Source organism: Gordonia sp. IEGM753 (assembly GCF_050321825.1).
Classification (GTDB): Bacteria; Pseudomonadota; Gammaproteobacteria; order Pseudomonadales; family Pseudomonadaceae; genus Aquipseudomonas.
Genome location: NZ_JBNQGB010000001.1, coordinates 421,012 through 445,752 on the forward strand (window position 1 = coordinate 421,012; position 24,741 = coordinate 445,752).

Annotated in this window: 22 protein-coding genes; 5 read left to right on the forward strand and 17 right to left on the reverse strand. The window is 56.9% G+C overall.

What is annotated here, in order from left to right; translation table 11 throughout:
- Positions 1 to 14: 14 nt before the first annotated feature.
- The 13 genes from ACQR3R_RS01900 to ccoN (ACQR3R_RS01960) form a co-directional block, all read right to left on the reverse strand.
- Positions 15 to 2,465, reverse strand: coding sequence for a heavy metal translocating P-type ATPase metal-binding domain-containing protein (locus ACQR3R_RS01900; protein ID WP_428270221.1), 2,451 nt, complete (start codon positions 2,463 to 2,465; stop codon positions 15 to 17).
- 130 nt (positions 2,466 to 2,595) lie between these two features.
- Positions 2,596 to 3,135: a FixH family protein gene (locus tag ACQR3R_RS01905; protein WP_428270222.1), complete on the reverse strand. Its 540-nt coding sequence runs from the start codon at positions 3,133 to 3,135 to the stop codon at positions 2,596 to 2,598.
- A gap of 11 nt (positions 3,136 to 3,146) precedes the next feature.
- Positions 3,147 to 4,562 (reverse strand): cytochrome c oxidase accessory protein CcoG, encoded by a 1,416-nt coding sequence (gene ccoG, locus ACQR3R_RS01910; protein WP_428270223.1) that lies wholly within the window; start codon positions 4,560 to 4,562, stop codon positions 3,147 to 3,149.
- 206 nt (positions 4,563 to 4,768) lie between these two features.
- Entirely contained in the window at positions 4,769 to 5,179 is a 411-nt protein-coding gene (locus ACQR3R_RS01915; protein ID WP_428270224.1) for a PIN domain-containing protein, read from the reverse strand.
- Complete coding sequence (locus ACQR3R_RS01920) at positions 5,179 to 5,433, reverse strand: type II toxin-antitoxin system prevent-host-death family antitoxin (protein ID WP_428270225.1); 255 nt, start codon at positions 5,431 to 5,433, stop codon at positions 5,179 to 5,181. The genes ACQR3R_RS01915 and ACQR3R_RS01920 overlap by 1 nt, the downstream gene beginning before the upstream one ends.
- 181 nt (positions 5,434 to 5,614) lie before the next feature.
- Positions 5,615 to 6,598 carry a cytochrome-c oxidase, cbb3-type subunit III gene (gene ccoP / locus ACQR3R_RS01925; RefSeq protein ID WP_428270226.1) on the reverse strand — a complete coding sequence of 328 codons (984 nt, stop codon included), beginning with the start codon at positions 6,596 to 6,598 and terminating at the stop codon, positions 5,615 to 5,617.
- The gene (locus tag ACQR3R_RS01930) at positions 6,595 to 6,780 is read right to left on the reverse strand and encodes a CcoQ/FixQ family Cbb3-type cytochrome c oxidase assembly chaperone (protein ID WP_003175465.1); all 186 of its coding nucleotides are present in this window, start codon (positions 6,778 to 6,780) and stop codon (positions 6,595 to 6,597) included. Before ACQR3R_RS01930 ends, ccoP (ACQR3R_RS01925) begins: the two co-directional genes overlap by 4 nt.
- 5 nt (positions 6,781 to 6,785) lie before the next feature.
- A complete protein-coding gene (gene ccoO, locus ACQR3R_RS01935; RefSeq protein ID WP_157710922.1) occupies positions 6,786 to 7,394 on the reverse strand; it encodes a cytochrome-c oxidase, cbb3-type subunit II in 609 nt (202 codons plus the stop codon).
- Positions 7,394 to 8,836 (reverse strand): cytochrome-c oxidase, cbb3-type subunit I, encoded by a 1,443-nt coding sequence (ccoN, locus tag ACQR3R_RS01940; RefSeq protein WP_428270227.1) that lies wholly within the window; start codon positions 8,834 to 8,836, stop codon positions 7,394 to 7,396. The genes ccoO (ACQR3R_RS01935) and ccoN (ACQR3R_RS01940) overlap by 1 nt, the downstream gene beginning before the upstream one ends.
- Positions 8,837 to 9,348: 512 nt before the next feature.
- Complete coding sequence (gene ccoP, locus ACQR3R_RS01945) at positions 9,349 to 10,329, reverse strand: cytochrome-c oxidase, cbb3-type subunit III (RefSeq protein ID WP_428270229.1); 981 nt, start codon at positions 10,327 to 10,329, stop codon at positions 9,349 to 9,351.
- Positions 10,326 to 10,529: a cbb3-type cytochrome oxidase subunit 3 gene (locus tag ACQR3R_RS01950; protein WP_428270230.1), complete on the reverse strand. Its 204-nt coding sequence runs from the start codon at positions 10,527 to 10,529 to the stop codon at positions 10,326 to 10,328. Before ACQR3R_RS01950 ends, ccoP (ACQR3R_RS01945) begins: the two co-directional genes overlap by 4 nt.
- Positions 10,530 to 10,532: 3 nt before the next feature.
- Positions 10,533 to 11,141, reverse strand: coding sequence for a cytochrome-c oxidase, cbb3-type subunit II (ccoO, locus tag ACQR3R_RS01955; RefSeq protein WP_428270231.1), 609 nt, complete (start codon positions 11,139 to 11,141; stop codon positions 10,533 to 10,535).
- A gap of 10 nt (positions 11,142 to 11,151) precedes the next feature.
- Positions 11,152 to 12,576: a cytochrome-c oxidase, cbb3-type subunit I gene (gene ccoN, locus ACQR3R_RS01960; RefSeq protein ID WP_428270233.1), complete on the reverse strand. Its 1,425-nt coding sequence runs from the start codon at positions 12,574 to 12,576 to the stop codon at positions 11,152 to 11,154.
- 110 nt (positions 12,577 to 12,686) lie between these two features.
- Here ccoN (ACQR3R_RS01960) and ACQR3R_RS01965 point away from each other — a divergent pair, with 110 nt between their 5' ends.
- Positions 12,687 to 13,364 carry an alpha/beta family hydrolase gene (locus ACQR3R_RS01965; RefSeq protein WP_428270234.1) on the forward strand — a complete coding sequence of 226 codons (678 nt, stop codon included), beginning with the start codon at positions 12,687 to 12,689 and terminating at the stop codon, positions 13,362 to 13,364.
- Between the two features lie 364 nt (positions 13,365 to 13,728).
- On the forward strand, positions 13,729 to 15,231 hold the full coding sequence (locus ACQR3R_RS01970) for a hypothetical protein (protein WP_428270236.1): 1,503 nt from the start codon (positions 13,729 to 13,731) through the stop codon (positions 15,229 to 15,231).
- 338 nt (positions 15,232 to 15,569) lie between these two features.
- Here ACQR3R_RS01970 and ACQR3R_RS01975 read toward each other — a convergent pair whose 3' ends face one another.
- Positions 15,570 to 17,135 (reverse strand): methyl-accepting chemotaxis protein, encoded by a 1,566-nt coding sequence (locus ACQR3R_RS01975; protein ID WP_428270237.1) that lies wholly within the window; start codon positions 17,133 to 17,135, stop codon positions 15,570 to 15,572.
- Between the two features lie 103 nt (positions 17,136 to 17,238).
- Positions 17,239 to 18,030, reverse strand: a complete 792-nt coding sequence (locus ACQR3R_RS01980; RefSeq protein WP_428270239.1) for a CPBP family glutamic-type intramembrane protease — start codon at positions 18,028 to 18,030, stop codon at positions 17,239 to 17,241.
- Between the two features lie 281 nt (positions 18,031 to 18,311).
- Between ACQR3R_RS01980 and ACQR3R_RS01985 the strand changes: the two genes are divergently transcribed.
- Positions 18,312 to 18,704 carry an ester cyclase gene (locus tag ACQR3R_RS01985; RefSeq protein ID WP_428270240.1) on the forward strand — a complete coding sequence of 131 codons (393 nt, stop codon included), beginning with the start codon at positions 18,312 to 18,314 and terminating at the stop codon, positions 18,702 to 18,704.
- A gap of 82 nt (positions 18,705 to 18,786) precedes the next feature.
- Here ACQR3R_RS01985 and acnA read toward each other — a convergent pair whose 3' ends face one another.
- Positions 18,787 to 21,528: an aconitate hydratase AcnA gene (gene acnA / locus ACQR3R_RS01990; RefSeq protein WP_428270241.1), complete on the reverse strand. Its 2,742-nt coding sequence runs from the start codon at positions 21,526 to 21,528 to the stop codon at positions 18,787 to 18,789.
- Positions 21,529 to 21,750: 222 nt separating this feature from the next.
- Here acnA and rlmM point away from each other — a divergent pair, with 222 nt between their 5' ends.
- Both rlmM and tusA read left to right on the forward strand, forming a co-directional pair.
- Complete coding sequence (rlmM, locus tag ACQR3R_RS01995; protein WP_428270242.1) at positions 21,751 to 22,824, forward strand: 23S rRNA (cytidine(2498)-2'-O)-methyltransferase RlmM; 1,074 nt, start codon at positions 21,751 to 21,753, stop codon at positions 22,822 to 22,824.
- 159 nt (positions 22,825 to 22,983) lie between these two features.
- Entirely contained in the window at positions 22,984 to 23,235 is a 252-nt protein-coding gene (gene tusA / locus ACQR3R_RS02000) for a sulfurtransferase TusA (RefSeq protein WP_095052036.1), read from the forward strand.
- On the opposite strand, the gene ACQR3R_RS02005 is transcribed toward tusA, so the two are convergent.
- Complete coding sequence (locus tag ACQR3R_RS02005; RefSeq protein WP_428272590.1) at positions 23,232 to 24,632, reverse strand: MATE family efflux transporter; 1,401 nt, start codon at positions 24,630 to 24,632, stop codon at positions 23,232 to 23,234. The two genes, tusA and ACQR3R_RS02005, sit on opposite strands and share 4 nt — an antisense overlap.
- Between the last annotated feature and the right edge of the window lie 109 nt (positions 24,633 to 24,741).

Consider the following 24,741-nt stretch of genomic DNA (forward strand, 5'->3'; position numbering starts at 1 on the left):
CATGCCCGCGCGGCTCAGGCCGGCAGCGGACGGGTTTCTGGCGTGGCGCTGGCGACGTGCGTGCCCGGCATGCGGGTCAGGCGCAACGCGTTCAGTACTACGGTCAACGAACTGATGGACATGCCGACTGCGGCCCATACCGGAGTGATCCAGCCGAGGGCGGCGAACGGCAACATGAGGCCATTGTACAGCCCGGCCCACAGCAGGTTCTCGATGATTACCTTGCGTGTGCGACGTGCCAGGCTGAAGGCTTGCACCAGCGCATCGAGCCGATTAGAGAGCAATACGGCGTCGGCACTGGTTTTTGCCAGGTCGGTGGCCGATCCCATGGCGACGCTGATGTCTGCAGCGGCCAGCACTGGCACGTCATTCACACCATCACCGAGCATCAATACCTTGCGACCTTCCTTGTGCAGCTTTTGCAGGACCTGCAATTTATCGTCGGGGCGTAAACCACCGTGTGCTTCATCGATGCCCAGTTCGGCGGCGACGCTGGCAACCATTGGCGAGCTGTCGCCGGACAACAGCAGCGTACGCCAGCCGCGAGCCTTGCAAGCTGCCAATAGCGCCGGTGCATCAGCGCGTAAACGGTCGTCGAGAACAAACCATGCCAGCGGTCCTTGGTGGTCGCCGAGCAGCAGCCATTGCCCGGCCTCAGCAGGTATCGACGGGACGTCGGCGCCACTCAATTCACAGACGAAACCCGGTTGACCTATGCGCAGACGTTGGGCACCGACCAGACCCTCGAGGCCAAGTCCCGGTGTGCTGTGCACCTCTTCGGCGGCCAGCGGTGCGCGGCCAAAGGCGCGGGCAATCGGGTGTTCGGAACGGTTTTCCAGTGCGGCTGCCAGGCTCAGGCATTGATCGCTGTCGAGCCCGCTGAGAGGCCGAATGGATCGCAAGACCAGGCGACCTTCGGTGAGCGTGCCAGTCTTGTCGAAAATAACCGTGTCGATCTGGTTGAGGCCTTCCAGCACATGGCCGCGTGTCAGCAGCAAGCCCAATTTGTGCAACGTGCCGGTTGCAGCGGTGAGTGCCGTCGGCGTTGCCAGCGACAACGCGCACGGGCAGGTCGCAACCAGCATCGCAAGGACAATCCAGAAGGCACGCGAGGCGTCCAGTTCCCACCAGATCAGGCCGATCACCGCCGCGGAGATTAATGAAAGCAACAAAAACCATTGCGCGGCACGGTCGGCTATTTCAGCCAGCCGTGGTTTTTCCGCTTGTGCGCGATCCAGCAAACGCACGATGGCCGAGAGGCGAGTGTCCTGGCCGAGCGCGAGCACTTCCACGGTCAGCGCTCCTTCTACGTTTAGCGTGCCAGCGGTAACAGCATCGCCCAGCGTTCTTGGCTGGGGCAGATATTCGCCGGTCAGCAGGGATTCATCGACACTCGACTGGCCGTCGAGGATTTTGCCGTCGGCCGGCAGAATCGCACCGGGATGCACCAGGACCTGATCGCCGACGTGCAGTTCGCTTAGCAGGATCCGCTCGCTCTGGCCATCGGCGCCAAGCCGCAGGCACGAGGCGGGCAGTAGATTCACCAGCTGCGCGGTGGCGGCGGCGGTGCGTTCACGGGCGCGACGTTCAAGGTAACGACCAGCCAGCAGGAACAAGGCGAACATGCCGACAGCGTCGAAGTACAGCTCACCGACGCCGGTGATCGAGGTCCAGATGCCCGCCACATAGGCGCTACCAATGGCCAGTGATACCGAGACGTCCATGGTCAGGTGACGAGTGCGTAAATCGCGCATCGCTCCCTTGAAGAACGGTGCGCAGCTGTAGAACACGATCGGGGTGGTGAGGAACAGCGCCACCCAGCGCAGGATAGTGTGCAGCTCGGGGCTGAGGTCGATGTTGAATTCCGGCCAAGTGGCCATGGTCGCCATCATTGCCTGGAACCATAACAAACCGGCCACGCCGAGCTGGCGCAATGCCAGGCGGTTTTCGCTGGCCAGTTGTTCACTGGCGCGATCAGACTGATACGGATGGGCGGCGTAACCGATGTGGCGCAATTCGCTGAGCACTTGGCTCAATGGCAATTGCGCGTCGGCCCAGCGTACATGTAGCCGATGATTGGACAGATTCAGGCGCGCCTCGGCCACGGCCGGCATAGCGCGCAGATGTTTCTCTATCAGCCAGCCGCATGCCGCACAGCTGATGCCTTCCATCAGCAGGGTGGTTTCAGCGAGTTCGCCGTCGTGACGCACAAAAGGTTTCTGCACGTCGGCGCGGTCGTACAGTGCCAGTTCATCCACCAACTGCACCGGCAGGGCTTCGGGGTTGGCGGATGCTTCGCTGCGATGCTGGTAATAGCTTTCCAGCCCGCCGGCAACAATCGCTTCGGCCACCGCTTGGCAGCCCGGGCAGCAGAACTCGCGAACGGCCCCAAGGACTGGCGCAGTAAAGCGGTTGCCGGCCGGGACGGGCAGGGCACAGTGGTAGCAGGGAGTTGGCGTGGTCATGAGGTTTTCATTGGTACCGCTGAATCTGTGTCGTCAGGTCGAGCCTGTTCGTGGACAAGCTCGCGCCCACATTGGATTTAGGGCGATCCCTAAACCCCTGAGGGAGCGAGCTTGCTCGCGAAGCGCGGTGTTACTTCTTCAAGTCTTCGGCGCCCTGCAGCGGTTCGTCACCTAGCAGCAGGTCCTTGTCATGGTTGACCTGTTCTTCTTCGAACATGCGCCAGGTTTTATCGTCCTGCACACCGAGCAGCTCTACAAAACGACGACCTTCAACCTTGTCACTCAACTGGCCGATGTAGCGACCCTGTTCGGTTTCGCTGCGCGCCAAGGTAATTTTGCGGTCTTTTTCTGGTTGCGTCGGCGAAATCAGGTTCAGCTCCAGCGTGCTCGGCTGGCTGTTACCGGTCAGGCGCAAATCAACTTCGCCGGTCACATCGTCAAGATGAACAGTGGCGCGCAGTTGCAGGGTTTGCGCCAGCAGCTCGCGGTCCAGGGAACGGTTGATGCCTTTGCCGGCCTCGTAGTAGTTATCGTTGACCAGGTTGTCCGGGTTGTTCACCGCGATGGTCACCATGGACAACGTCAGGGTCACCGAGCAGGCCAGTATCCCGATGATGATCCATGGCCAAAGATGCTTGTACCAAGGGCTTGCGGCGTTTGCTGCGGGCATGATCAGTTCTCTCAACGAATTTGTGGGCCGATGAATCGGCTCTTGGCTTCAACGTGGACGCTGTCGTCATCGGCATCCTTGAGGATGAATTTCACCTCGTTGGTGCTCGACGGCAGTTGTTCCGGTGCGCTGGACAGTTCAACCGGCTGGCTGAATATTTCCCCGGCAGCGACTTTTATTTCGCGTTTGCCCTGCAGCTTCAGGTCGGGTAACCCCGTGGCTTCCAGCAAATACGTATGGTCGCGCTGATCTTTGTTCATGATCTTCAGGCTGTAGACGTTTTCGATCCGGCCTTCAGCGTTCTCGCGGTACAGCACACGGTCTTTGCTGACGTCGAAACCGACCAGCGACCGCATGAAGAAAGCCCCCGCCAGCAAGCCCATCATTGCCAGCAACACCACGGCATAGCCGATCAGTCGCGGGCGCAGTTTATGGGTTTTTTGCCCGGACAGGTTGTGCTCGGTGGTGTAGCTGATCAGCCCGCGCGGGTAGTCCATTTTGTCCATGATGCTGTCGCAGGCATCGATACACGCCGCACAGCCAATACATTCGATTTGCAGCCCGTCGCGGATATCGATGCCGGTCGGACAGACCTGGACGCACATGGTGCAGTCGATGCAGTCGCCGAGGCCTTGCGCCTTGTAGTCGACGCCTTTTTTGCGCGGGCCACGCAGCTCGCCCCGGCGCGGGTCGTAGGAAACGATCAGCGTGTCTTTGTCGAACATCACGCTCTGGAAACGCGCATACGGGCACATGTAAATGCACACCTGTTCACGCAGCCAACCGGCGTTGCCATAGGTGGCAAGGGTGAAAAAACCAACCCAGAAATAGGACCAACCATCGGCCTGACCGGTGAAGAAGTCGATGACGAGCTCGCGAATGGGCGAGAAGTAACCCACGAACGTCATACCGGTAGCGAAGCCGATCAACAGCCACATCGCGTGTTTGCTGAACTTGCGCAGGATTTTGTTGGCGCTCATCGGCGCTTTGTCGAGTTTGATGCGCTGGTTGCGGTCGCCTTCGGTGACCTTCTCGCACCACATGAAAATCCAGGTCCAGACACTTTGCGGGCAGGTATAGCCGCACCAGACGCGCCCGGCATACACGGTAATGAAGAACAGGCCGAAGGCGCTGACGATCAGAATGCCCGACAGCAAAATGAAGTCTTGAGGCCAGAACGTTGCGCCGAAGATGAAAAACTTGCGCTCCGGCAGGTTCCACCAGACGGCTTGATGGCCTGCCCAGTTCAGCCAGACAGTGCCGAAATACAGCAGGAACAAGAAAGCGCCGCCCATCATTCGCAGATTGCGGAACAGGCCGGTGAAGGCGCGGGTGTAAATCTTTTCTCTCGAGGCGTAAAGGTCGACGCTTTTACTGGCGTCTTTGGCAGGAGGGGTAACGTCTTGTACCGGTATCTGGTTGCTCATCATTGCATCCCACGGCAGTGGAAAAATGCCTCGGTCAGTACATGCCGACCACGGTCAGAAAGAGGTGTTGCAGTGGCGCAATGATACGCCTGTAGCTCTAGATCAAGGGTGCGACCTTTGGTCACGTTGGGAGAATTTAATCGATGGTGTAATGACTTGAATCAATTGACTTGTGAATTATGGACGGTTTTCCGGCAGGCCGGCTTTCAATTGGCCCACGGGTTGATCAGCGCAACGCCGCTGGATTGAAAATCGTTGACGTTACGCGTGACCACAGTAAGGCCATGAACCAGCGCGGTAGCTGCAATCAGCGCGTCACTCTCGTTGGCGCGATCCGGAACATGCAAGCTGGCGCAGCGTAATGCCACGGCGGCATCCACTGGCAAGATCCGGGCATCGAAGGCTGGCATGACGTGGCGTTTCAGCCAGGTACGCAAGATTTTGCCTTGCGCGGGGTCTCGGCGCTCCATTCGTAAAACCCCTGTCTCCAATTCTTTCAAGGTAATTGCCGAAATAAACAGGCGTGCCGAGATAATGTTTTTAGCCCAGGCAACAACGTTTGCATCCGCCTGGGGCTTACGCAGTTCAGAAATCACATTGGTGTCTAGCAAGAACATCAGGACAGGTCCACTGGGCGATGAATGATGACGGCACGCTCGGTTTCGAACTCGATGTCTGCCGCTTCCGGCATCACCAGCAGGTCGACAATGTTGGCGTGAACGCCTGTCAGTTTTTGGTAGTCCTCAATGCTTAGCAGCACATGAGCCGGCTTGCCACGATCGGTGATGATAACGGGCCCTTGATGCGCGGCTTTTTTGGCACTACTTGTGTCCTGATTGAATTCGCGACTGGAAATAGTGGTGATGACCATTGGGGAGGTCCTCCGTTAAAGTGCTTTGTAGCAACGTTACTACTTGCGGGCAGGGCTGGCAACTTCAGAGGTCCACCGTTTGCTACCGCTGGTCGCTAGGGGCGAGTGAGTTGATGCCAAAAACAAAACGGCCCCGCCAATTCTCATTGGCGGGGCCGTTTTATTGCATCAAGCGTTTGCCTTACTCGGCATCCGCCTCCGGCGCTTTTTCGCCGTGAGACAGGCTGTAGACGTAAGCGGCCAGCAGATGAACCTTGTCGTTGCCTTGCAGCTGTTCTTGCGCAGGCATCTGGCCCTGACGGCCGTAACGGATGGTCTGCTGCAGTTGAGCAAAGCTCGAACCGTAGATAAACGCTGCCGGGTGAGTCAGGTTAGGTGCGCCCATCGCTGGTGTACCTTTGCCTTCCGGACCGTGGCAGACCGCGCAGTTGGCGGCAAACAGCTTCTGGCCCGCAGCCGGATCGGCCTTGGTGCCTTCCGGCAGTTTGCGGCCATCAAGATTGGTCAGCACGAAGGCGGCAACGTCGCTGACGCCTTGCTCGCCGATCACGTCAGCCCAAGCCGGCATCACAGCGTGACGACCGCCCATGATGGTGGTCTTGATGGTTTCCGGTTCGCCGCCCCAACGCCAGTCGGCATCGGTCAGGTTAGGGAAGCCGTAAGCGCCTTTAGCATCGGAACCGTGGCAGACCGAGCAGTTGGAGGCAAACAGACGGCCACCCATCTTCAAGGCTTGCGGGTCTTTGGCGACTTCTTCGATGGGCATGGAGGCGAACTTGGCGAAGATCGGGCCGAACTTGGCGTCCGACTTGGCCATTTCCTTTTCCCACTCGTGAACGCCGGTCCAACCGGTCTGGCCGTTGGCGAACGCGGTTTGCTTGTCGTTATCGAGGTAGTTGTACCCCGGCAACAGGCCTTTCCAGTTCCCCAGGCCCGGGTACAGCACCAAGTAGCCCAATGCGAAAATGATGGTGCCCACGAACAGCATGAACCACCATTTTGGCAGCGGATTGTCGTACTCCTCGATCCCGTCGAAGGAGTGGCCAACCGTCTCTTCCGTCTGTTCGCTGCGTTGGCCCTTACGGGTGGACAGCAGCAGCCAGGTCAGGGCGAAAATGGTGCCGAGACTGAGGACTGTGACGTACAGACTCCAGAACGTAGTCATTCTTTGTTACTCCTAGAAGCTTGCTCGACGTGCTTGATGGCTTCGGGATCGTCCGCGAAAGGCAGCAAGGTTGCGTCTTCAAACTCCGACTTGCGCTTGGGGCTGAACACCCACAATGCCAGACCGATGAAGGCCACCATCACAACAACGGTGCCCAGGCCACGAATCATCCCGATATCCATCTAGATCACCGTTTGCTTTTGATGATGGTGCCCAGGCCTTGCAGATAGGCCACCAGCGCGTCCATTTCGGTTTTGCCCTTCACAGCATCCTTGGCGCCGGCGATGTCTTCGTCGGTGTAAGGGACGCCGAGCGTGCGCAAGACTTCCATTTTCTTGGCGGTGTCTTTGCCGTCGAGCTTGTTTTCCACGAGGAACGGGTAGGCCGGCATTTTCGACTCAGGCACTACGTTGCGCGGGTTGTACAAGTGCGCACGCTGCCAGTCATCGGAGTAACGACCGCCGACACGGGCCAGGTCCGGACCCGTACGCTTGGAGCCCCACAGGAACGGGTGATCCCAAACGCTTTCACCGGCTACCGAGTAGTGGCCATAACGTTCGGTTTCCGCACGGAACGGACGGATCATCTGCGAGTGGCAACCCACACAACCGTTGGCGATAAACACGTCACGGCCTTCCAGCTCCAGCGCTGGGCGAGGCTTCATGCCTTCGACCGGCTTGTTGGTGACGTCCTGGAAAAACAGCGGAACGATCTGGGTCAGGCCGCCGATGCTGACGGCGATAACCATGAAGAAGGCCAGCAGGCCAATATTCTTCTCGACTGCTTCATGCTTCATCAGTGAGCTCCAACTACAGCAATCTGAGCGGCGGCTTCGGCTTCAGCCGGGTTCGAGGCACGTACGGTACGCCATACGTTGTAGGCCATGAACAGCATGCCGCTGGCAAAGAACGCACCGCCCACGGCGCGAACGATGTAACCCGGGTGACTGGCTTGCAGCGCTTCAACGAACGAGTAGGTGAGGGTGCCGTCGTCGTTGATTGCACGCCACATCAGGCCCTGGGTAATGCCGTTGACCCACATCGATGCGATGTACAGCACGGTGCCGATGGTCGCGAGCCAGAAGTGCGTGTTGATCAAGCCGATGCTGTGCATCTGCGCACGGCCGAACAGTTTCGGGATCATGTGGTAGATGGCGCCGATCGAGATCATCGCAACCCAGCCCAAAGCGCCGGCGTGTACGTGGCCGATGGTCCAGTCGGTGTAGTGAGACAGCGAGTTGACGGTCTTGATGGCCATCATCGGGCCTTCGAAGGTCGACATGCCGTAGAACGCCAGCGACACCACCAGAAAGCGCAGGATCGGGTCGGTGCGCAACTTATGCCAGGCGCCCGAGAGGGTCATCATGCCGTTGATCATGCCGCCCCAGCTTGGCGCCAGCAGGATGATCGACATGGCCATGCCGAGCGACTGGGCCCAGTCCGGCAGAGCGGTGTAGTGCAGGTGGTGCGGGCCAGCCCAGATGTACAGGGTGATCAGCGCCCAGAAGTGCACGATCGACAGGCGATAGGAGTAGATCGGACGCTCGGCCTGTTTCGGAACGAAGTAATACATCATCCCCAGGAAACCGGTGGTCAGGAAGAAACCTACTGCGTTGTGGCCATACCACCACTGGATCATCGCATCAGTCGCACCGGCATAGGCCGAGTAGGACTTGAAGAAACTGACCGGCAGGGACGCGTGGTTGACGATGTGCAGCATGGCGGTCACGACGATGAAAGCACCGTAGAACCAGTTACCGACATAGATGTGCTTGGTCTTGCGTTTGACGATGGTGCCGAAGAACACCAGCGCATAAACGACCCAGACAATGGCCAGCAAAATAGCGAGTGGCCATTCCAGCTCGGCGTATTCCTTGGTGGTGGTGTAACCCAGCGGCAAGGTAATGATCGCGCCGATGATCACCGCTTGCCATCCCCAGAAGTGGAAGGCCGCGAGGCTGTCGGAAATCAGTCGCGTTTGGCAGGTTCGCTGCACGACGTAATAGGAAGTGGCAAACAATGCACAACCACCGAAGGCGAAAATCACCAGGTTGGTGTGCAACGGGCGTAGGCGTCCAAAAGTCGTCCACGGCAGACCGAAGTTCAATTCCGGCCATACAAGCTGTGAGGCGATGAAGACACCAAGCCCCATGCCAAGGATCCCCCAGACCACCGTCATGATGGCGAACTGGCGGACTACCTTATAGTTATAAGCAGTCGGACTGATTGCTGTGCTCATTCTAAGGTTCCACGGTTTGGGTGTTTTATTAGGAGTAAAAATCGGCCGCAAGTATGTAGAAAGCGGGGGGTCATTGCAACGCGCCATGACCTGGGTCAATGCTTTCAAAAGCTGATTCTGCGGCCTTTCCATGCGCCGCGTAAGGACAAAATTGCCCGAGAGCAAATGTCACTGCAGATGAAAAAGGCGAGGGGTTCAGGTCAGTTGTAACTGGGTGTGTTGAAACGCAACGAAATAGTGACCGATGGCAACTGGCACGACAGCCGGTATCTACCAGCCTTTGCGGCCTGTCATCGAGCAGATTCGTCGAACACATCGGCTAACGTCGACCTCGAACCAGTCCATTGCCAGTCCGCATCGAGAAAGCGTAGACCCGAATTCGGGGATCCGAAAGTCAGGCTATTTGAGGGTGCGACAAAAAGAAGCAGCAGGGAGGCAGCTGCAAGTCGCAAGCTGCAAGCTTCAAGTCAGGGCTTGTCGCTTGCAGCTTTTGCTTTACCTGTACTTGCAGCTTATGGCTTGCCGCCTGGAGCGGCTTGCGTGCTGCTTGTCGCTTGCAACGTGCCGTTCAACTGCGCCTCACCCTTCGACAGGCTAAAAACATAGGCGGCGAGCAGTTGCACCTTATCGTTGCCGAGCAGTTCGTTTTGCGCTGGCATATGGCCCTGGCGGCCATGCCGAATGGTTTGTTGCAGTTGCGCCAGGCTTGTACCGTAAATAAAACCGGCCGGATGCGTCAGATTCGGCGCACCCATGGCTTCAGTGCCTTGCCCGTTTGCCCCATGGCACGCTACGCAAGTGGTGCTGAACGCCTGCTGGCCGGCCGCCAGATCTGCCGTGCTGTCGGCAGGCAACGGCAGACCGGCCAGGTCATGACGCACATAAGCCGCGACGTTTTTCACACCCACTTCGCCGAGGATTTCGCCCCACGCTGGCATCGCTGCGATGCGCCCGAGCATGATCGTGGTCTTGATAGTGTCGGCCGTGCCGCCCCAGCGCCAGTCGCTGTCGGCCAGGTTCGGAAAGCCAAAAGCCCCTTTGGCGTCCGAGCCGTGGCACACCGCGCAGTTGGAGGCGAACAAACGTCCGCCCATTTTCAGCGCTTGTGGATCCTTGGCCACTTCTTCCACGGGCATGGCGGCAAATTTGGCGAAGATCGGCCCAAACTTCGCGTCAGCCTTGTTCATCTCTTTTTCCCATTCATGAACGCCGGTCCAGCCATTCTCATAACCCGGCAGGATGCCTTTCCAGTTGCCCAGGCCCGGATACAGGATCAGGTAACCCACGGCAAATACCAGCGTCCCGGCAAACAGCATGAACCACCATTGCGGCAACGGGTTGTCGTACTCCTCGATGCCGTCGAAGCTGTGGCCCATGGTCTGGTCGACACTGCCTTTGGTTTCTCCCTTGCGGGTGCCAATCAGCAGCCAGGTCAGGCCGATCAGGCTGCCGATGGTCAGTACGCAAATCCACGCACTCCAGAAGGTGGTCATGGCCGGGTACTCCTTGCTTCAGGTTCTTGGGTGTTGGCGTCGTCGGGTAATGGTTCATCAGCGAACGGCAGCAACCGCGCTTCGGCGAATTCCGGGCTGCGCTTGCCGCTGAATACCCAAAATGCCAGGCCGACGAAGGCCACGAACACCACGACCGTGCCAAGGCCGCGGATCATTCCACTGCTCATCTCAATGACCATGGCTCACCTCTTGCTCTTGATGGCAGTGCCAAGCACTTGCAGGTAGGCGACCAAGGCATCCATTTCGGTTTTGCCCTTGAGCGAGGCGACGGCACCGGCGATGTCGTCGTCGGTGTAAGGCACGCCGAGGGTGCGCATGGCGCGGATCTTGGTTTCGGTGTGGCTGCTGTCGAGTTGATTGGCGACGAGCCATGGATAGGCCGGCATTTTCGATTCCGGCACCACGTTGCGCGGGTTGTACAGGTGCGCGCGGTGCCAGTCTTCGGAGTAACGACCGCCGACCCGAGCGAGGTCTGGCCCGGTACGTTTCGAGCCCCACAGGAACGGGTGATCCCAAACACTTTCGCCGGCAACCGAGTAGTGTCCGTAGCGTTCGGTCTCGGCGCGAAAAGGACGAATCATCTGCGAGTGGCAGCCGACACAGCCTTCACGGATGTAAATGTCGCGGCCTTCGAGTTGCAGCGCGGTATACGGCTTCATGCCTTCGACCGGTTTATTGGTCACGTCCTGGAAAAACAGCGGGACGATTTGGGTCAGGCCACCGATGCTCACGGCCAACACCATCAGCAACAGCAGCAGGCCAACGTTTTTTTCGATTGTTTCGTGTTTCATGGCGGACTCCTCAGGCCATCTGCGCGGCAGCGGCGACGTCGGCAGGCTGTGAGGCCCGTACGGTGCGCCAGGTGTTGTAAGCCATCAGCAACATGCCGCTGAAGAAGATCGCACCGCCCACCAGACGCACGATGAAGCCCGGGTGGCTGGCCACCAGGGTCTCGACGAAGGAGTAGGTCAGCGTGCCGTCTTCGTTGACGGCGCGCCACATCAAGCCCTGGGCGATGCCGTTGACCCACATCGAAGCGATGTAGAGGACCGTGCCGATGGTGGCGAGCCAGAAATGCGCGTTGATCAGGCCGAGGCTGTGCATCTGTGGACGACCGAAGATTTTCGGGATCATGTGATACAGCGCGCCGATGGAAATCATCGCCACCCAGCCGAGCGCACCGGCGTGCACGTGGCCGATGGTCCAGTCGGTGTAGTGCGAGAGGGCGTTGACGGTTTTGATCGCCATCATCGGCCCTTCAAAGGTCGACATGCCGTAGAACGCCAACGACACCACGAGAAAGCGCAGGATCGGATCGCTGCGCAACTTATGCCAGGCCCCCGAGAGCGTCATCATGCCGTTGATCATGCCGCCCCAGCTTGGCGCCAGCAGGATCAGCGACATCACCATGCCCAGCGACTGCGCCCAGTCCGGCAGTGCGGTGTAGTGCAAGTGGTGCGGACCGGCCCAGATGTACAGGGTGATCAGCGCCCAAAAGTGCACGATGGACAAGCGATAGGAATACACCGGGCGCTCGGCCTGTTTCGGCACGAAGTAATACATCATGCCGAGGAAGCCAGCGGTGAGGAAAAAGCCTACTGCGTTGTGGCCGTACCACCACTGAACCATGGCATCCGTTGCGCCACCGTACAGCGAGTAGGATTTGGTCAGGCTGACCGGAATTTCCAGATTGTTGACGACGTGCAGAATCGCCACGGTGATGATGAACGCACCGAAGAACCAGTTACCGACGTAAATGTGTTTGGTCTTGCGTTTCGCCAGGGTGCCGAAAAACACGATGGCGTAAGCGACCCAGACAATGGTGATCAATATGTCGATTGGCCATTCCAGCTCGGCGTATTCCTTGGAGCTGGTGTAACCCAGCGGCAGGCTGATGGCCGCCAGAACGATCACCAGTTGCCAGCCCCAAAAACAGAACTGCGCAATTTTCGGTGCGAACAATTGCGTCTGGCAGGTGCGCTGCACCGAATAGAACGAACTGGCGAACAGCGCGCAACCGCCGAAAGCGAAGATCACCGCGTTAGTGTGCAAGGGGCGCAGGCGCCCGAAACTGGTCCACGGCAAATTGAAGTTGAGTTCGGGCCAGACCAATTGTGCTGCGAGAAATACCCCGAGCCCCATGCCGACGATGCCCCACACCACCGTCATAATGGCGAATTGGCGGACCACCTTGTAGTTGTAGGCGGTACTGATAGAAGTGTTCATGGTTCCCCATCCACGGTTCAGCCGAAGTGAAGGTCTGTGTGCGCGCGTAAGCCGCGCGAGGCAGACGTCCCTTCGCCTGGAGTTATAGGCAGACTAAAAGCGAGGCAAGCATGGACAAAGAGCACAAGGCCAGTATTGACGGGGATCAATGGGCGCGGTGCGTGCAGGATCACGGATGGTTGTGGAATGCCGCCCCGGCACCGGCATCGGCGACGTTGATCCTGGCCCACGGTGCCGGTGCGCCAATGGACAGCGCGTGGATGAACGACATGGCTGCACGCCTTGTCGATCAAGGGATCAACGTGTTGCGCTTCGAGTTTGCGTACATGGCGCAACGGCGTTTGGATGGCGGCAAACGACCACCCAATCCCGCACCTAAACTGCTGGAATGCTGGCGAGAGGTGTATGCCGTGGTGCGACGCCATGTCACTGGGCGTCTGGCGATTGGCGGCAAGTCCATGGGCGGGCGGATGGCGAGTCTAGTGGCGGACGAATTGGGCGCCGATGCGCTGGTTTGCCTCGGTTATCCGTTTTATGCGGTGGGCAAACCGGAAAAACCCAGGGTCGAGCATCTGGCGAAGCTGAAGACCCCGACGTTGATTGTGCAAGGCGAACGCGATGCATTGGGCAACCGCGAGGCCGTCGAGGCGTATGCGTTGTCGCACAGTATCGAGATAGTTTGGTTAGTGGCGGGAGATCATGACTTGAAGCCGTTAAAGGCATCGGGATATACACAAGATCAGCACTTGGCGACGGCAGCCAAAAGAATTGCCAATCATATTAAGTAAAATAAATTTGTTGAATCGCGCCGTCGATAAGTACATCTCCTGGATAAGTATTTATTCCGGCGTTTTTTAGGTGTCATGACGGTTTTTTAACAACCGACTCTTATTTGAATAAGTTTCATTTCGGGTGATGTTTTCTTACGTGGGATTTGAAGTTACAGCTTTCAAAAAAAGCTCAAATTAAATGATGAATTAAACTATTGTTCTCTGTCTGCGATTAAAGGTTCTTGCATTTCTTTTACTCGGCGTATCTAATTTTTCTACCTGCTGATCCCAGTATTTTGATGTGATGTCGAGCGGATTTTCAAATGCCTGTTCTGTTTCAAATAATAGGCATTTATGTGTTGTAAATTTAAGGTGAGCTGAGTTGAGAGTCGAAGAAGGTTGTGCGATGTATCGCAGTTTGATTGAGGTTGGACAGGATTTATTTAAAATTTCATCAGGGATAAAATGTGCGCAGAATTCGGATATCACTATCGTTCATCCGAAAGTACAACACCCTGCAAGCTCAGGTGCAGAGAAGAATGGGCCGATAAGCTTTAAGGAGGCGAAGTCAATCGAGAAGGAGAGTGGTGGTTCTTTGTACACCCGAGAGGCCCGGTTCGTAGAGTACAAGGATGATGTGTATCGAGTTAAAAATCCTTTTTATAGCAACTATGTGGCTGCTGAAGAAGTGATAATGGGTAGTCTTTTTAAGATGAGTGGGCTGGATGCTCCGGCAATGTTGCTGTGTAATAACTGTGAGGATTTTTTTTCTTTTAATGATAAAACCCGGGCAGATTTTACCGCCGAGGCAGCCTTGTCCGGCTTTGCATGCGTTGCATCAAGACTTGAACCAAGTTACAGAGATCTCGGAAGTTTTTTACTAGATGCAAACGTCATGGAGAAGCTTATAGGAACATCTGGATTTCACGAATCGGAATCTTCTGTGAATCAGCGGCTTGTCCAGTATGAGGCTCTTGTCAATACACATCAGGAGTCTGACCGCCGATTAGGGGAAATCTATACGAAGTACCCCGGTAATAGTCATCGGGTTTTCCCTGAGGTTCTGGCCAGTGTCAAGAAAGAAAACTTGATTAAGTTTGATGCCTTGGAGTCATTGAATAAATTACTTCCTCCGGACCTTGTTGAAGAACAGCAAAAGCATTTTTTTGCTTCGAGGTTGATTAATAATTGGGATTATCTGAATTTCTCTTTTTGTAATTTTGGGTATTTTCTTCCCGACGCAAGCGATGAAGGGCAATTTAAAGGCATGACTGTGGATTTTGGTGGGTCAGGCACGTTAGGTTTTGGCGGTTACTCGAAGACAGAAAGTTTCGAGCGTGCCACACAGGGGGCCAGGTTAGAAAATCCTCTTGAATCTACTAGCTTGTTCGAGCGCTCAGATTCGACCTTCTCTAGTGATTTGCCAAGCTCGCTCACAAGCATCAGCACCATTCCTCGGAGTCGTCCGCTCCTGTCGACAGTCAAAGACGTCATTAGAAAGGAAGCGGAGTTGTACGATGTGAAAGGCTCAGCTCTGTTTGAAAAGAATTTTGGGCCCGCTTTGGAAGTGGCTTATCGAATGGCAGTATTGCCAGATGAGGCTGTTGAAAAGTATCTAACTGATCATTGGATCATGGGGGCTGCAGATTTTCCCTATCGGGATAAAAACAACGAAAACAATCTGAGTGTTGCCCAGATCAGCAAGGTGATGAAAGATCGAAAGGAAGCGTTTATCGGACACTTCGGTTTTGAGTCTATAAAGCGCTGGGAAGAGAATAATCCTTTGCACGCTGTAAAAGTCAGAAGCGAAATAGAAAAAAATCTTGGAGAGTTGGTTAAGGGGTTTTCTGTTAGCCCTATTTCGAATCGAAGCCACACTGTCTGAATACTATTAGTATGAGTTGTCCGGCCAGTTAACTCGCCTCAGGTGACAATCCACTCGCTGCCGATGGTGATCCAGCCTTCGCGGAAGAGGGGGCTGAGGTCATCGTCAGTGATCGAGACATTCAGACTTCTGCGGACGGTGTTTTGGCTATCCGTGCACAAGCGAATCTCACCGCACATCGAGTGCTGAACTGAGTGATGGCTTTTCGGTTACCACTTTTGGCAAAGGAGCGCTGGGTGTTCACGCGTCGGTTCTGCCAGTGTTGAAAGGCTGTTCGATAGTAGGCGTTTAGCTGATGCTTGAAATAAAAAACCAGCGATTTACGCTGGTTTTTTTCGTCAGCGGTTAAACCGCTCCACCAACGAGTACTGGGTGTTCGCAGTCTTCGTCAGCTCTTCACTCAACAACGCCGAGTGTTGAGCCTGTTCCGAGGTCTGGTCAGCCAGTTGTGAAATGTTGCTGATGTTACGGCTGATCTCTTCGGCAACAGCGCTCTGCTCTTCGGTTGCAGCCGCGATCTGGGTGGTCATGTCGGTGATGTTGGCCACCGCTTCGCTGATACCCACCAGTGCCTGGTCCGCTTCCAATACCCGTGCCACACCTTCTTCCGCCTGGCGATGACCGGCCTCCATGGTTTGCACGGCGTTGCTTGCGGTTTGCTGAAGCTTGGCGATCAAGGCGTGAATCTGCCCGGTGGATACACTGGTGCGTTGCGCCAGCTGACGGACTTCATCGGCTACTACCGCAAAACCACGACCCATCTCACCGGCACGCGCCGCTTCGATAGCGGCGTTAAGGGCCAGCAGGTTGGTTTGATCGGCGATGCCCTTGATCACGTCGACCACACCACCGATTTCGTCGCTGTCCTTGGCCAACTGCGTCACGGTCAGGCCGGTTTCACCCACCACCGCCGACAGACGCTGGATCGCTTCGCGAGTTTCACCGGCGATGTCGCGGCCGCGACCTGTCAGGCGATTGGCTTCCTGAGTGGCGTCGGCAGTGCGCTGCACATGGCTGGCGACTTCCTGAGTGGTAGCGGCCATCTGGTTGACGGCGGTCGCCACTTGTTCGGTTTCAACGCGTTGACGCTCCAGCCCCGTGGAGCTGTTGTGTGCCAAGGTGTCGGACTGTTTGGCTTGTTCGGTAAGGTGCTCAGCAGTGTCCTGCAGACGAGTCAGGCAAGTTTTAAGGCGTGCTTCCTGGCTGAGAATCGACATCTCCAGACGCGCCTGCGCGCCACGGCTGTCGGTGTACATCTGCGCAATCAACGGGTCAGATGTGGTCTGTTCGGCCAGGCGTAGCAGACGCTTGAGGCCACGCTGTTGCCAACTCAGCCCCAACAGGCCCAGCGGCACCGACAGACCTGCGGCGAGGGCAAAACCCCAGTGCGAATTAAGCGACGCACCGATCATGAAACTCAATTGGCTGACCAGAATGAACGGCAGCCAATCCTGAAGAATCGGCAACCATTTATCAGTAGACGGAACGGCGGACTTGCCTTGGTTGATGCGTTGATAAAGCGCTTCGGCTCGGCGAATCTGTTCAGCGGTCGGTTTGACGCGTACCGACTCATAACCGACAACCTGAGCGCCTTCGAAAACTGGTGTTACATATGCATTAACCCAATAGTGATCACCGTTCTTGCAACGATTTTTTACAATACCCATCCATGGCAAGCCTTGTTTCAATGTTCCCCACATGTGCGCGAACACCGCAGCCGGAACGTCAGGGTGACGGACCTGGTTATGCGGCGCATGGATCAATTCCTCACGCGAAAACCCGCTGATATCGACGAAAGCGTCGTTGCAGTAGGTGATCACGCCCTTGGCGTCGGTAGTGGATATCAACCGTTGCTGAGCCGGAAAGGTTCTTTCGCGTTGTGTTATGGGCTGGTTGTTACGCATAGCTTTATCAATCCGCAAGGCTTTGATGGGTTGTCGGCCGCGTCAGCTATTTGTTGAGATTAATTTTCGGAAATCAGTGATACGTCGCAAAATGACCGTTGCGTCAACCCGCCAGCATCGGATAAGTGAACAGCAAGAAATGCATCAGGTTCAAACCGAAATGGGTGGCAATGGCCGCGCCCAGCCCGCCGAAACGATAGGCCACACCATAGCCAAGCCCCGCCAGGCCTGATAGCAACACCCATTGCCAGCCTGCGCCGATATGGGCGAGGCCGAACAGCAGCGAAGCGATCAGGATCGCGAGGTTTTCGCCGTAGGCCAGGTGTTTGAAGCGCCGGGCGAGTCCGCCCTGGAGGTAGCCGCGAAACAGCGCTTCTTCAACCAGCGTCACCATCAACAAATTGTTGAAAATCCAGATCCATGCTTCGTTTGGCCACTTCGGGGCCCAAGTGACCAGGCCTAGCAGCCAGGCACCACCCAATGCCAGCACGCTGCACAAGGTCAACCCAAAGAGGGTGGCGTACGCCGATAGACGCAATGAGCGCCGTCCGACAATCCATGGGCAAACCAGCAGCAGCCAGAAACCGATCAGGGGTTTGTCCTGATTCAGGTACATGGAAAATTTCACGGCATCATCTGTGAGACGCTGCGCAGCGATGCCTCGGCCGTTGTAGAAACCGGGTAGCCAATGCATGGCCAGTGCCAGCGCCATGAACATGAACAGGCCATGACCGAGGTAGCGCCCAAGACGCACGTGTTGTTGGCGCGCCGCTAATCCGGCGATCAGCAGCAGCGCAAACGAGATCGCCGCCATCCAGCCGAGCTGGCCTTTGATCAATGCAACGCTGTAGCCGATCGAGAGCAGGGCCAGGTAAGTCCATGGCAGGGCAAGCATTTGCAGTCCTTATTATTGTGAAGGCGCGATTATAGGCGTGTCACAAACAAAAACACCTTGAAATCATCACCTATTTCTAACAGGACCATTGATCGATTAAATGGGCTGCTTCCGTTTAAACTTTGTTGAATCCTCCTTCTGCACCTAAGCTCCCGTCACGCTTTAAGAACAGAGGGAGTATGTGCTCAGCGGAGCTGAAGTTGTATCTGTCAGGCGGAATAAAGCACGGCCAACTTGATTTTAAGTGTGGGTGTGCCCCCAATTCTCAGAGGAATTTCAATATGCCTGAAGCACATAGAAAGTTGATTAAAGAATGGGCTGACACTTGGTCCGCACCCTCAAAGCAAGACTTTCTCGATGTCTTTGCCGAGCACTGTATCTACGAGGATGTGGCGGCCGGTAAAGTGATGATAGGCAAGCTTGAGCTGGGTGATTTTTTTGATCTGATCCGAAAAGCCCTGCCCGATTTCAAGGTCATTGACGACTCGATCAAGCTGGGAGGATTTGGTGGCGTCATACAGTGGCACATGACCGGCACTCATTTGGGCGAACTATTTGGTAACGCACCGACAGAGAAGAGTATTTTGATTCGAGGGGTCTGTGTCGTTAACATTGAAAGCGATAAAATTACCGAGTGCACCGATTATTACAATATGGCGACGTTGTACAGTTAGCTCGGATTTAAGAGTGATTAGTTTTTGAATAGTTTTTTATATAAAACCGGCACACCCCTTGGACAGAGGTGTGCCGCTCATTTTATGAAGCGATCAACTGACGTAATACGTAATGCAGAATTCCCCCAGCCTTGAAGTATTCAACTTCATTTAGAGTATCGATCCGGCACAATACTTCTATTTTTTCCTTACTCCCATCTTCACGGGTAATCACCAGCGTCAGGTTCATGCGGGGTGTTAGCTCGACCCCTGTCAGGCCGAGGATATCCAGGGTTTCCTTGCCGGTCAGGTTCAGGGTCTTGCGGTTCTGATCCAGTTTGAACTGCAATGGCAACACACCCATGCCCACCAGGTTGGAGCGGTGAATACGTTCGAAACTTTCGGCGATCACCGCTTTGACGCCCAGTAGATTGGTGCCTTTGGCGGCCCAGTCGCGGCTGGAACCCGTACCGTATTCCTGCCCTGCAATTACCACCAGCGGCGTGCCGGAGGCCTGATAACGCATGGCGGCGTCGTAAATGGGCACCTTCTCGCCAGTGGGAATGTAGATCGTGTTGCCACCTTCTTCACCGCCGAGCATTTCGTTACGAATACGGATGTTGGCGAAGGTGCCGCGCATCATCACTTCATGGTTGCCGCGACGGGAACCGTAGGAGTTGAAGTCTCGTGGTTCTACGCCTTTGTCGCGCAAGTAATGCCCGGCGGGGCTGTCAGCCTTGATATTACCGGCGGGTGAGATGTGGTCAGTGGTCACCGAATCGCCCAGCAGCGCCAGGACGCGGGCGCCCGCGACGTCCTTGACGACCGGTGGCGGGCCGCCGATGTCGTCGAAGAATGGTGGATGCTGGATGTAAGTCGAATCGTCCTGCCACACATACGTCGCCGCTTGTGGCACTTCAATCGCCTGCCACTGTTCGTCGCCGGCAAATACTTCGGCATATTCCTTGTGGAACATGGCGGTGTTGACCTGGCTGACCGCGTCGGCGATCTCCTGGGTGCTGGGCCAGATGTCGCGCAGGTAAACCGGGTTACCGTCCTTGTCGTCGCCCAACGACTCGCTGCTGATGTCGATGCGCACGGTACCGGCCAGCGCATACGCGACTACGAGCGGCGGGGAGGCCAGCCAGTTGGTTTTCACCAGCGGGTGTACCCGACCTTCGAAGTTGCGGTTGCCGGACAATACCGACGCCACGGCAAGGTCGGCCTTCTGGATGGCTTTTTCGATCGGCTCCGGCAACGGCCCGGAGTTACCGATGCACGTGGTGCAGCCGTAACCCACCAGTGCGAAACCGAGTTCATCAAGGTACTGGGTCAGGCCAGCAGCTTTGTAATAATCAGTGACCACTTTCGAGCCCGGCGCCAGTGAAGTCTTGACCCACGGTTTGCGCTTCAGGCCTTTCTCAACTGCTTTTTTCGCCACCAAACCGGCCGCCATCATCACGCTCGGGTTCGAAGTGTTGGTGCAGGACGTAATGGCGGCGATCACCACTGCGCCGTTCTTCAGGCGATAGGTATGGCCTTCAGACTCGTAGTCTGCTTCGCCGATCAGGTCGGCATTACCGACCGCGACACCGCCGCCTCCTTCGCTTTCAAGTCGACCTTCGTCCTTGCTGGTGGGTTTGAACTGCAGGCCAAGAAAGTCAGTGAAGGCTTGTGCGACGTTCGGCAGCGAAACCCTGTCTTGCGGTCGTTTTGGCCCGGCGAGGCTGGCTTCAACACTGCCCATGTCCAGTGCCAGGCTGTCGGTAAAGATCGGCTCTTTGCCCGGCAGGCGCCACAAGCCCTGGGCTTTTGTGTAGGCCTCGACCAGTTTCACCACTTCGGGCGGGCGGCCAGAAAGGCGCAAGTAGTCGAGGGTCACATCGTCTACCGGGAAGAAACCGCAGGTGGCGCCGTATTCCGGGGCCATGTTGGCAATGGTCGCGCGGTCTGCCAAAGGCAAATCTGCAAGGCCATCGCCGTAGAACTCAACGAACTTGCCGACGACACCCTTTTTGCGCAGCATTTGGGTGACCGTCAATACCAGGTCGGTGGCAGTGATGCCTTCCTTGAGCTTGCCGGTGAGTTTGAAACCGATCACTTCCGGAATCAGCATCGAAACCGGCTGGCCAAGCATCGCCGCTTCAGCTTCGATGCCGCCGACGCCCCAGCCGAGTACGCCGAGGCCGTTGATCATGGTGGTGTGAGAGTCAGTGCCGACCAGTGTGTCGGGGAAGGCGTAGGTGCGGCCATCTTCGTCTTTGGTCCAGACCGTGCGACCCAGGTATTCAAGGTTTACCTGATGGCAAATGCCGGTACCCGGTGGCACTACGCTGAAATTGTCGAAAGCGCTTTGGCCCCAGCGCAAGAACGCGTAGCGCTCGCCATTGCGCTCCATTTCGATGTCGACGTTCTGTTCGAAGGCGCTCGCACTGCCGAACCTGTCGACCATTACCGAGTGGTCGATCACCAAATCTACCGGGGACAGCGGATTGATTCGTTGCGGATCGCCGCCAGCCTTGGCCATGGCGGCCCGCATGGCTGCCAGGTCGACGACGGCGGGCACCCCGGTAAAGTCTTGCATCAACACGCGGGCAGGGCGGTACTGAATTTCGCGATCCGAACGGCGTTCCTTGAGCCATGCGGCAATCGCCTTGAGGTCGGCGCCGGTGACAGTTTTTTCATCTTCCCAGCGCAACAGGTTTTCCAGCAGTACTTTCAACGACATGGGCAGCTTGTCGAGATCACCGAGGCTCTTGGCAGCGTCGGGCAGACTGAAATAGTGGTAAGTCTTGTCGTCGATTTGTAAGGTTTTAAGGGTTTTCAGGCTATCGAGGGACGGCATTACGATCACTCCTTTTGATCCGCACGGCTACGGACTGAGGGGAAGAACTGAGGTCTAAACCTAGTCCTCTTTGAGGCTTAAAGCTAATAACTGGACTCTATGGGCAGGTTCAAGGTTCCGAACTCGGCTATCATGCGCCGGTTTTCGTGACAGGCATTGCTTCAACGCAATCCTTGGCATCGCGCAGTGGTTGAATTTCTCGCCATCTGCCCAGGAGTAAGAATGAACACCCTTTTTATGCATTGCCGTCCGGGCTTCGAAGGTGAAGTCTGTTCAGAGATTTCCGAACACGCTGCGCGCCTGAACGTGGCGGGCTATGCCAAGGCCAAAACCGCCAGTGCCTATGCTGAATTTATCTGCACCGAAGAAGACGGTGCCGAGCGCCTGATGCGCGGCCAGCGGTTCGCCGAGCTGATTTTCCCTCGTCAGTGGGCTCGCGGTATTTTTATCGATTTGCCGGAAACCGATCGCATCAGCGTGATCCTGGCGCACATGGCTGACTTCCCGCTGTGTGGCAGCCTGTGGCTGGAAATGGTCGACACCAATGACGGCAAGGAGCTGTCCAATTTTTGCAAGAAATTCGAAGGCCACCTGCGCAAGGCGCTGATGGCGGCCGGCAAATTGGTTGAAGACCCGCACAAGCCACGCTTGCTGTTGACCTTCAAGAGTGGCCGTGAGGTATTCATGGGGCTGGCGGAGTCGAACAACTCGGCGATGTGGCCGATGGGCATACCGCGATTGAAGTTTCCGCGAGACGCGCCAAGCCGTTCAACGTTGAAGCTGGAAGAGGCGTGGCACCATTTCATCCCGCGCGATCAGTGGGATGAGCGTCTGCACAGCGACATGACGGGCGTTGACCTCGGCGCTGCGCCCGGTGGCTGGACCTGGCAACTGGTGAATCGCGGCATGTTGGTGACCGCGATTGATAACGGCCCGATGGCTGAAAGCCTGATGGACACAGGGCTGGTGCAGCACTTGATGGCTGACGGCTTCACCTTCAAGCCTCGGCAACCGGTGGACTGGATGGTGTGCGACATCGTCGAGAAACCAGCGCGCAACGCCGCGATGCTGGAAGAGTGGATCGGCGAGGGGCACTGCCGCGAGGCGGTGGTCAATCTGAAGTTGCCGATGAAGCAGCGTTACGCCGAAGTAAAACGCTTGCTGGAGCGCATTGCCGAAGGCTTCAAGGAACGCGGCATTCGCGTCGAGATTGGTTGCAAGCAGCTGTACCACGACCGCGAAGAAGTGACCTGCCACTTGCGTCGGATAGATGTGAAGAAACCCAAGTCCCGCTGATTTTTCGAGGCTCGCAACCCCTGTGGGAGCGAACCTGCTCGCGATGCGGGCGTCTCATCCAACATCCACGTTGGCTGATCGACCGCCATCGCGATCAGGGCGAAAATGACGATACGGCCGGCATTGCGCGATAATGCCGGCCAGTTTCAGGAGTGAATCATGAGTGAAATGATTGATACGCCGGTTGACGGCACCCTTGATGCCACCGGCCTTAATTGCCCGGAACCGGTGATGATGCTGCACCAGCACATTCGTGATCTGGCGCCTGGCGGCTTGCTGAAGGTTATCGCGACCGATCCGTCGACGCGCCGCGACATACCCAAGTTCTGTGTGTTTCTGGACCATGAACTGGTGGCGCAGCATGAAGAGGCAGGCACCTACCTCTACTGGATTCGCAAGAAACTCGCTTAACCCGCCGACTTGCTGATGCGGATCCGCTTGCGTGCGCTGCGCGCCAAGCGGATCGACAGCATCAACGCTGCACAACTCAAGCCCACGATCAAACCTTGCCACAGGCCGCTCGGGCCGCTTGGGGTGCCGAACCAGTCGGTCAGGCCCAGCGCGTAACCTACCGGCAAACCGATTCCCCAATAAGCGAACAACGTCAGGATCATGGTCACACGCGTGTCCTGATAACCGCGCAATGCGCCGGCGGCTGTCACCTGAATCGCATCCGAAAACTGGAACAGTGCCGAATACACAATCAACATCGCGGCGACGTGAATCACCGTCGGATCCGAGGTGTAGATGTTCGCGATGTGCTCGCGAAACAACAACATCATGCTGGCCGAAATGCACGCATAAGCCAGTGCCGTGCCCATGCCGACGCCTGCGGCGAAACGTGCCTCGCGCGGTTCCTGCCGGCCAAGTGCCTGACCGACCCGTACGGTCACGGCCATGCCCAGGGAATAGGGAATCATGAACACCAGCGAACTGAAGTTCAGCGCAATCTGGTGGCCGGCGACGACAGTGGCGCCGAGGCTGCCGATCAGCAGTGCGATCACCGCGAAAATGCTCGATTCGGCGAATACCGCGATGCCAATCGGCAGTCCGATACCCAGCAAACGCTTGATGGCCGACCACTGCGGCCAGTCAAACCGGCTGAACAACTGGCTCGATTGGTAAGCCGGAGCCCAGCGCTCCCAACCGGCCATGCCCAGCGCCATCACCCACATCACAATGGCCGTGGCCCAGCCGCAGCCGACACCGCCCATCGCCGGCACACCGAAGTGGCCGTAAATGAAGATGTAGTTCAACGGGATGTTCAACGCGAGTCCGCACAGGCCCAATACCATGGCCGGTCGCGTGCGTCCCAGGCCATCACTGAAACAACGCAGCACATGATATAGCGCGACGGCGGGCAAACCGCTGGCGATGCCGTGCAGGTATTGCATGCAGGGGCCGATCAGCTCGGGATCGACTTTCATGAAGCGCAGTATCGGTTCGGCGCTCAAGAGCATGCCGGTCGCTATCAGGCCCACCACAAGGGCCAGCCATAGCGCCTGACGCACAATCGGCCCGATTTCGCTGTGGGTGCCAGCCCCGAAACGTTGCGCGACTTTTGGCGTGGTCGCCAGCAAGGTGCCGGTCATCAGCAGGAACACCGGTACCCAGATCGAGTTGCCTAGAGCGACTGCCGCAAGGTCTCGCGGGCCAACGCGGCCGGCCATCACCGCATCCACGAAACCCATGGCGGTGGTCGCCAGTTGCGCGATCATGATCGGCAATGCCAGCCCGAGCAGGTTTTTCAGCTCCAGGCGAACCCGTGCCGGGCGGGTGAGGGATACGGCGGCGGGGTGATCAGTCACGGAATTCAAGGGCGGAACGTCCAAAAGGTATTAATGCGCGAGGCGGCGCATTCTACGCCTTGACGCAGCAGTCAGGAAAACAGCTGTGTTAGGGATTTGTAATCGTATT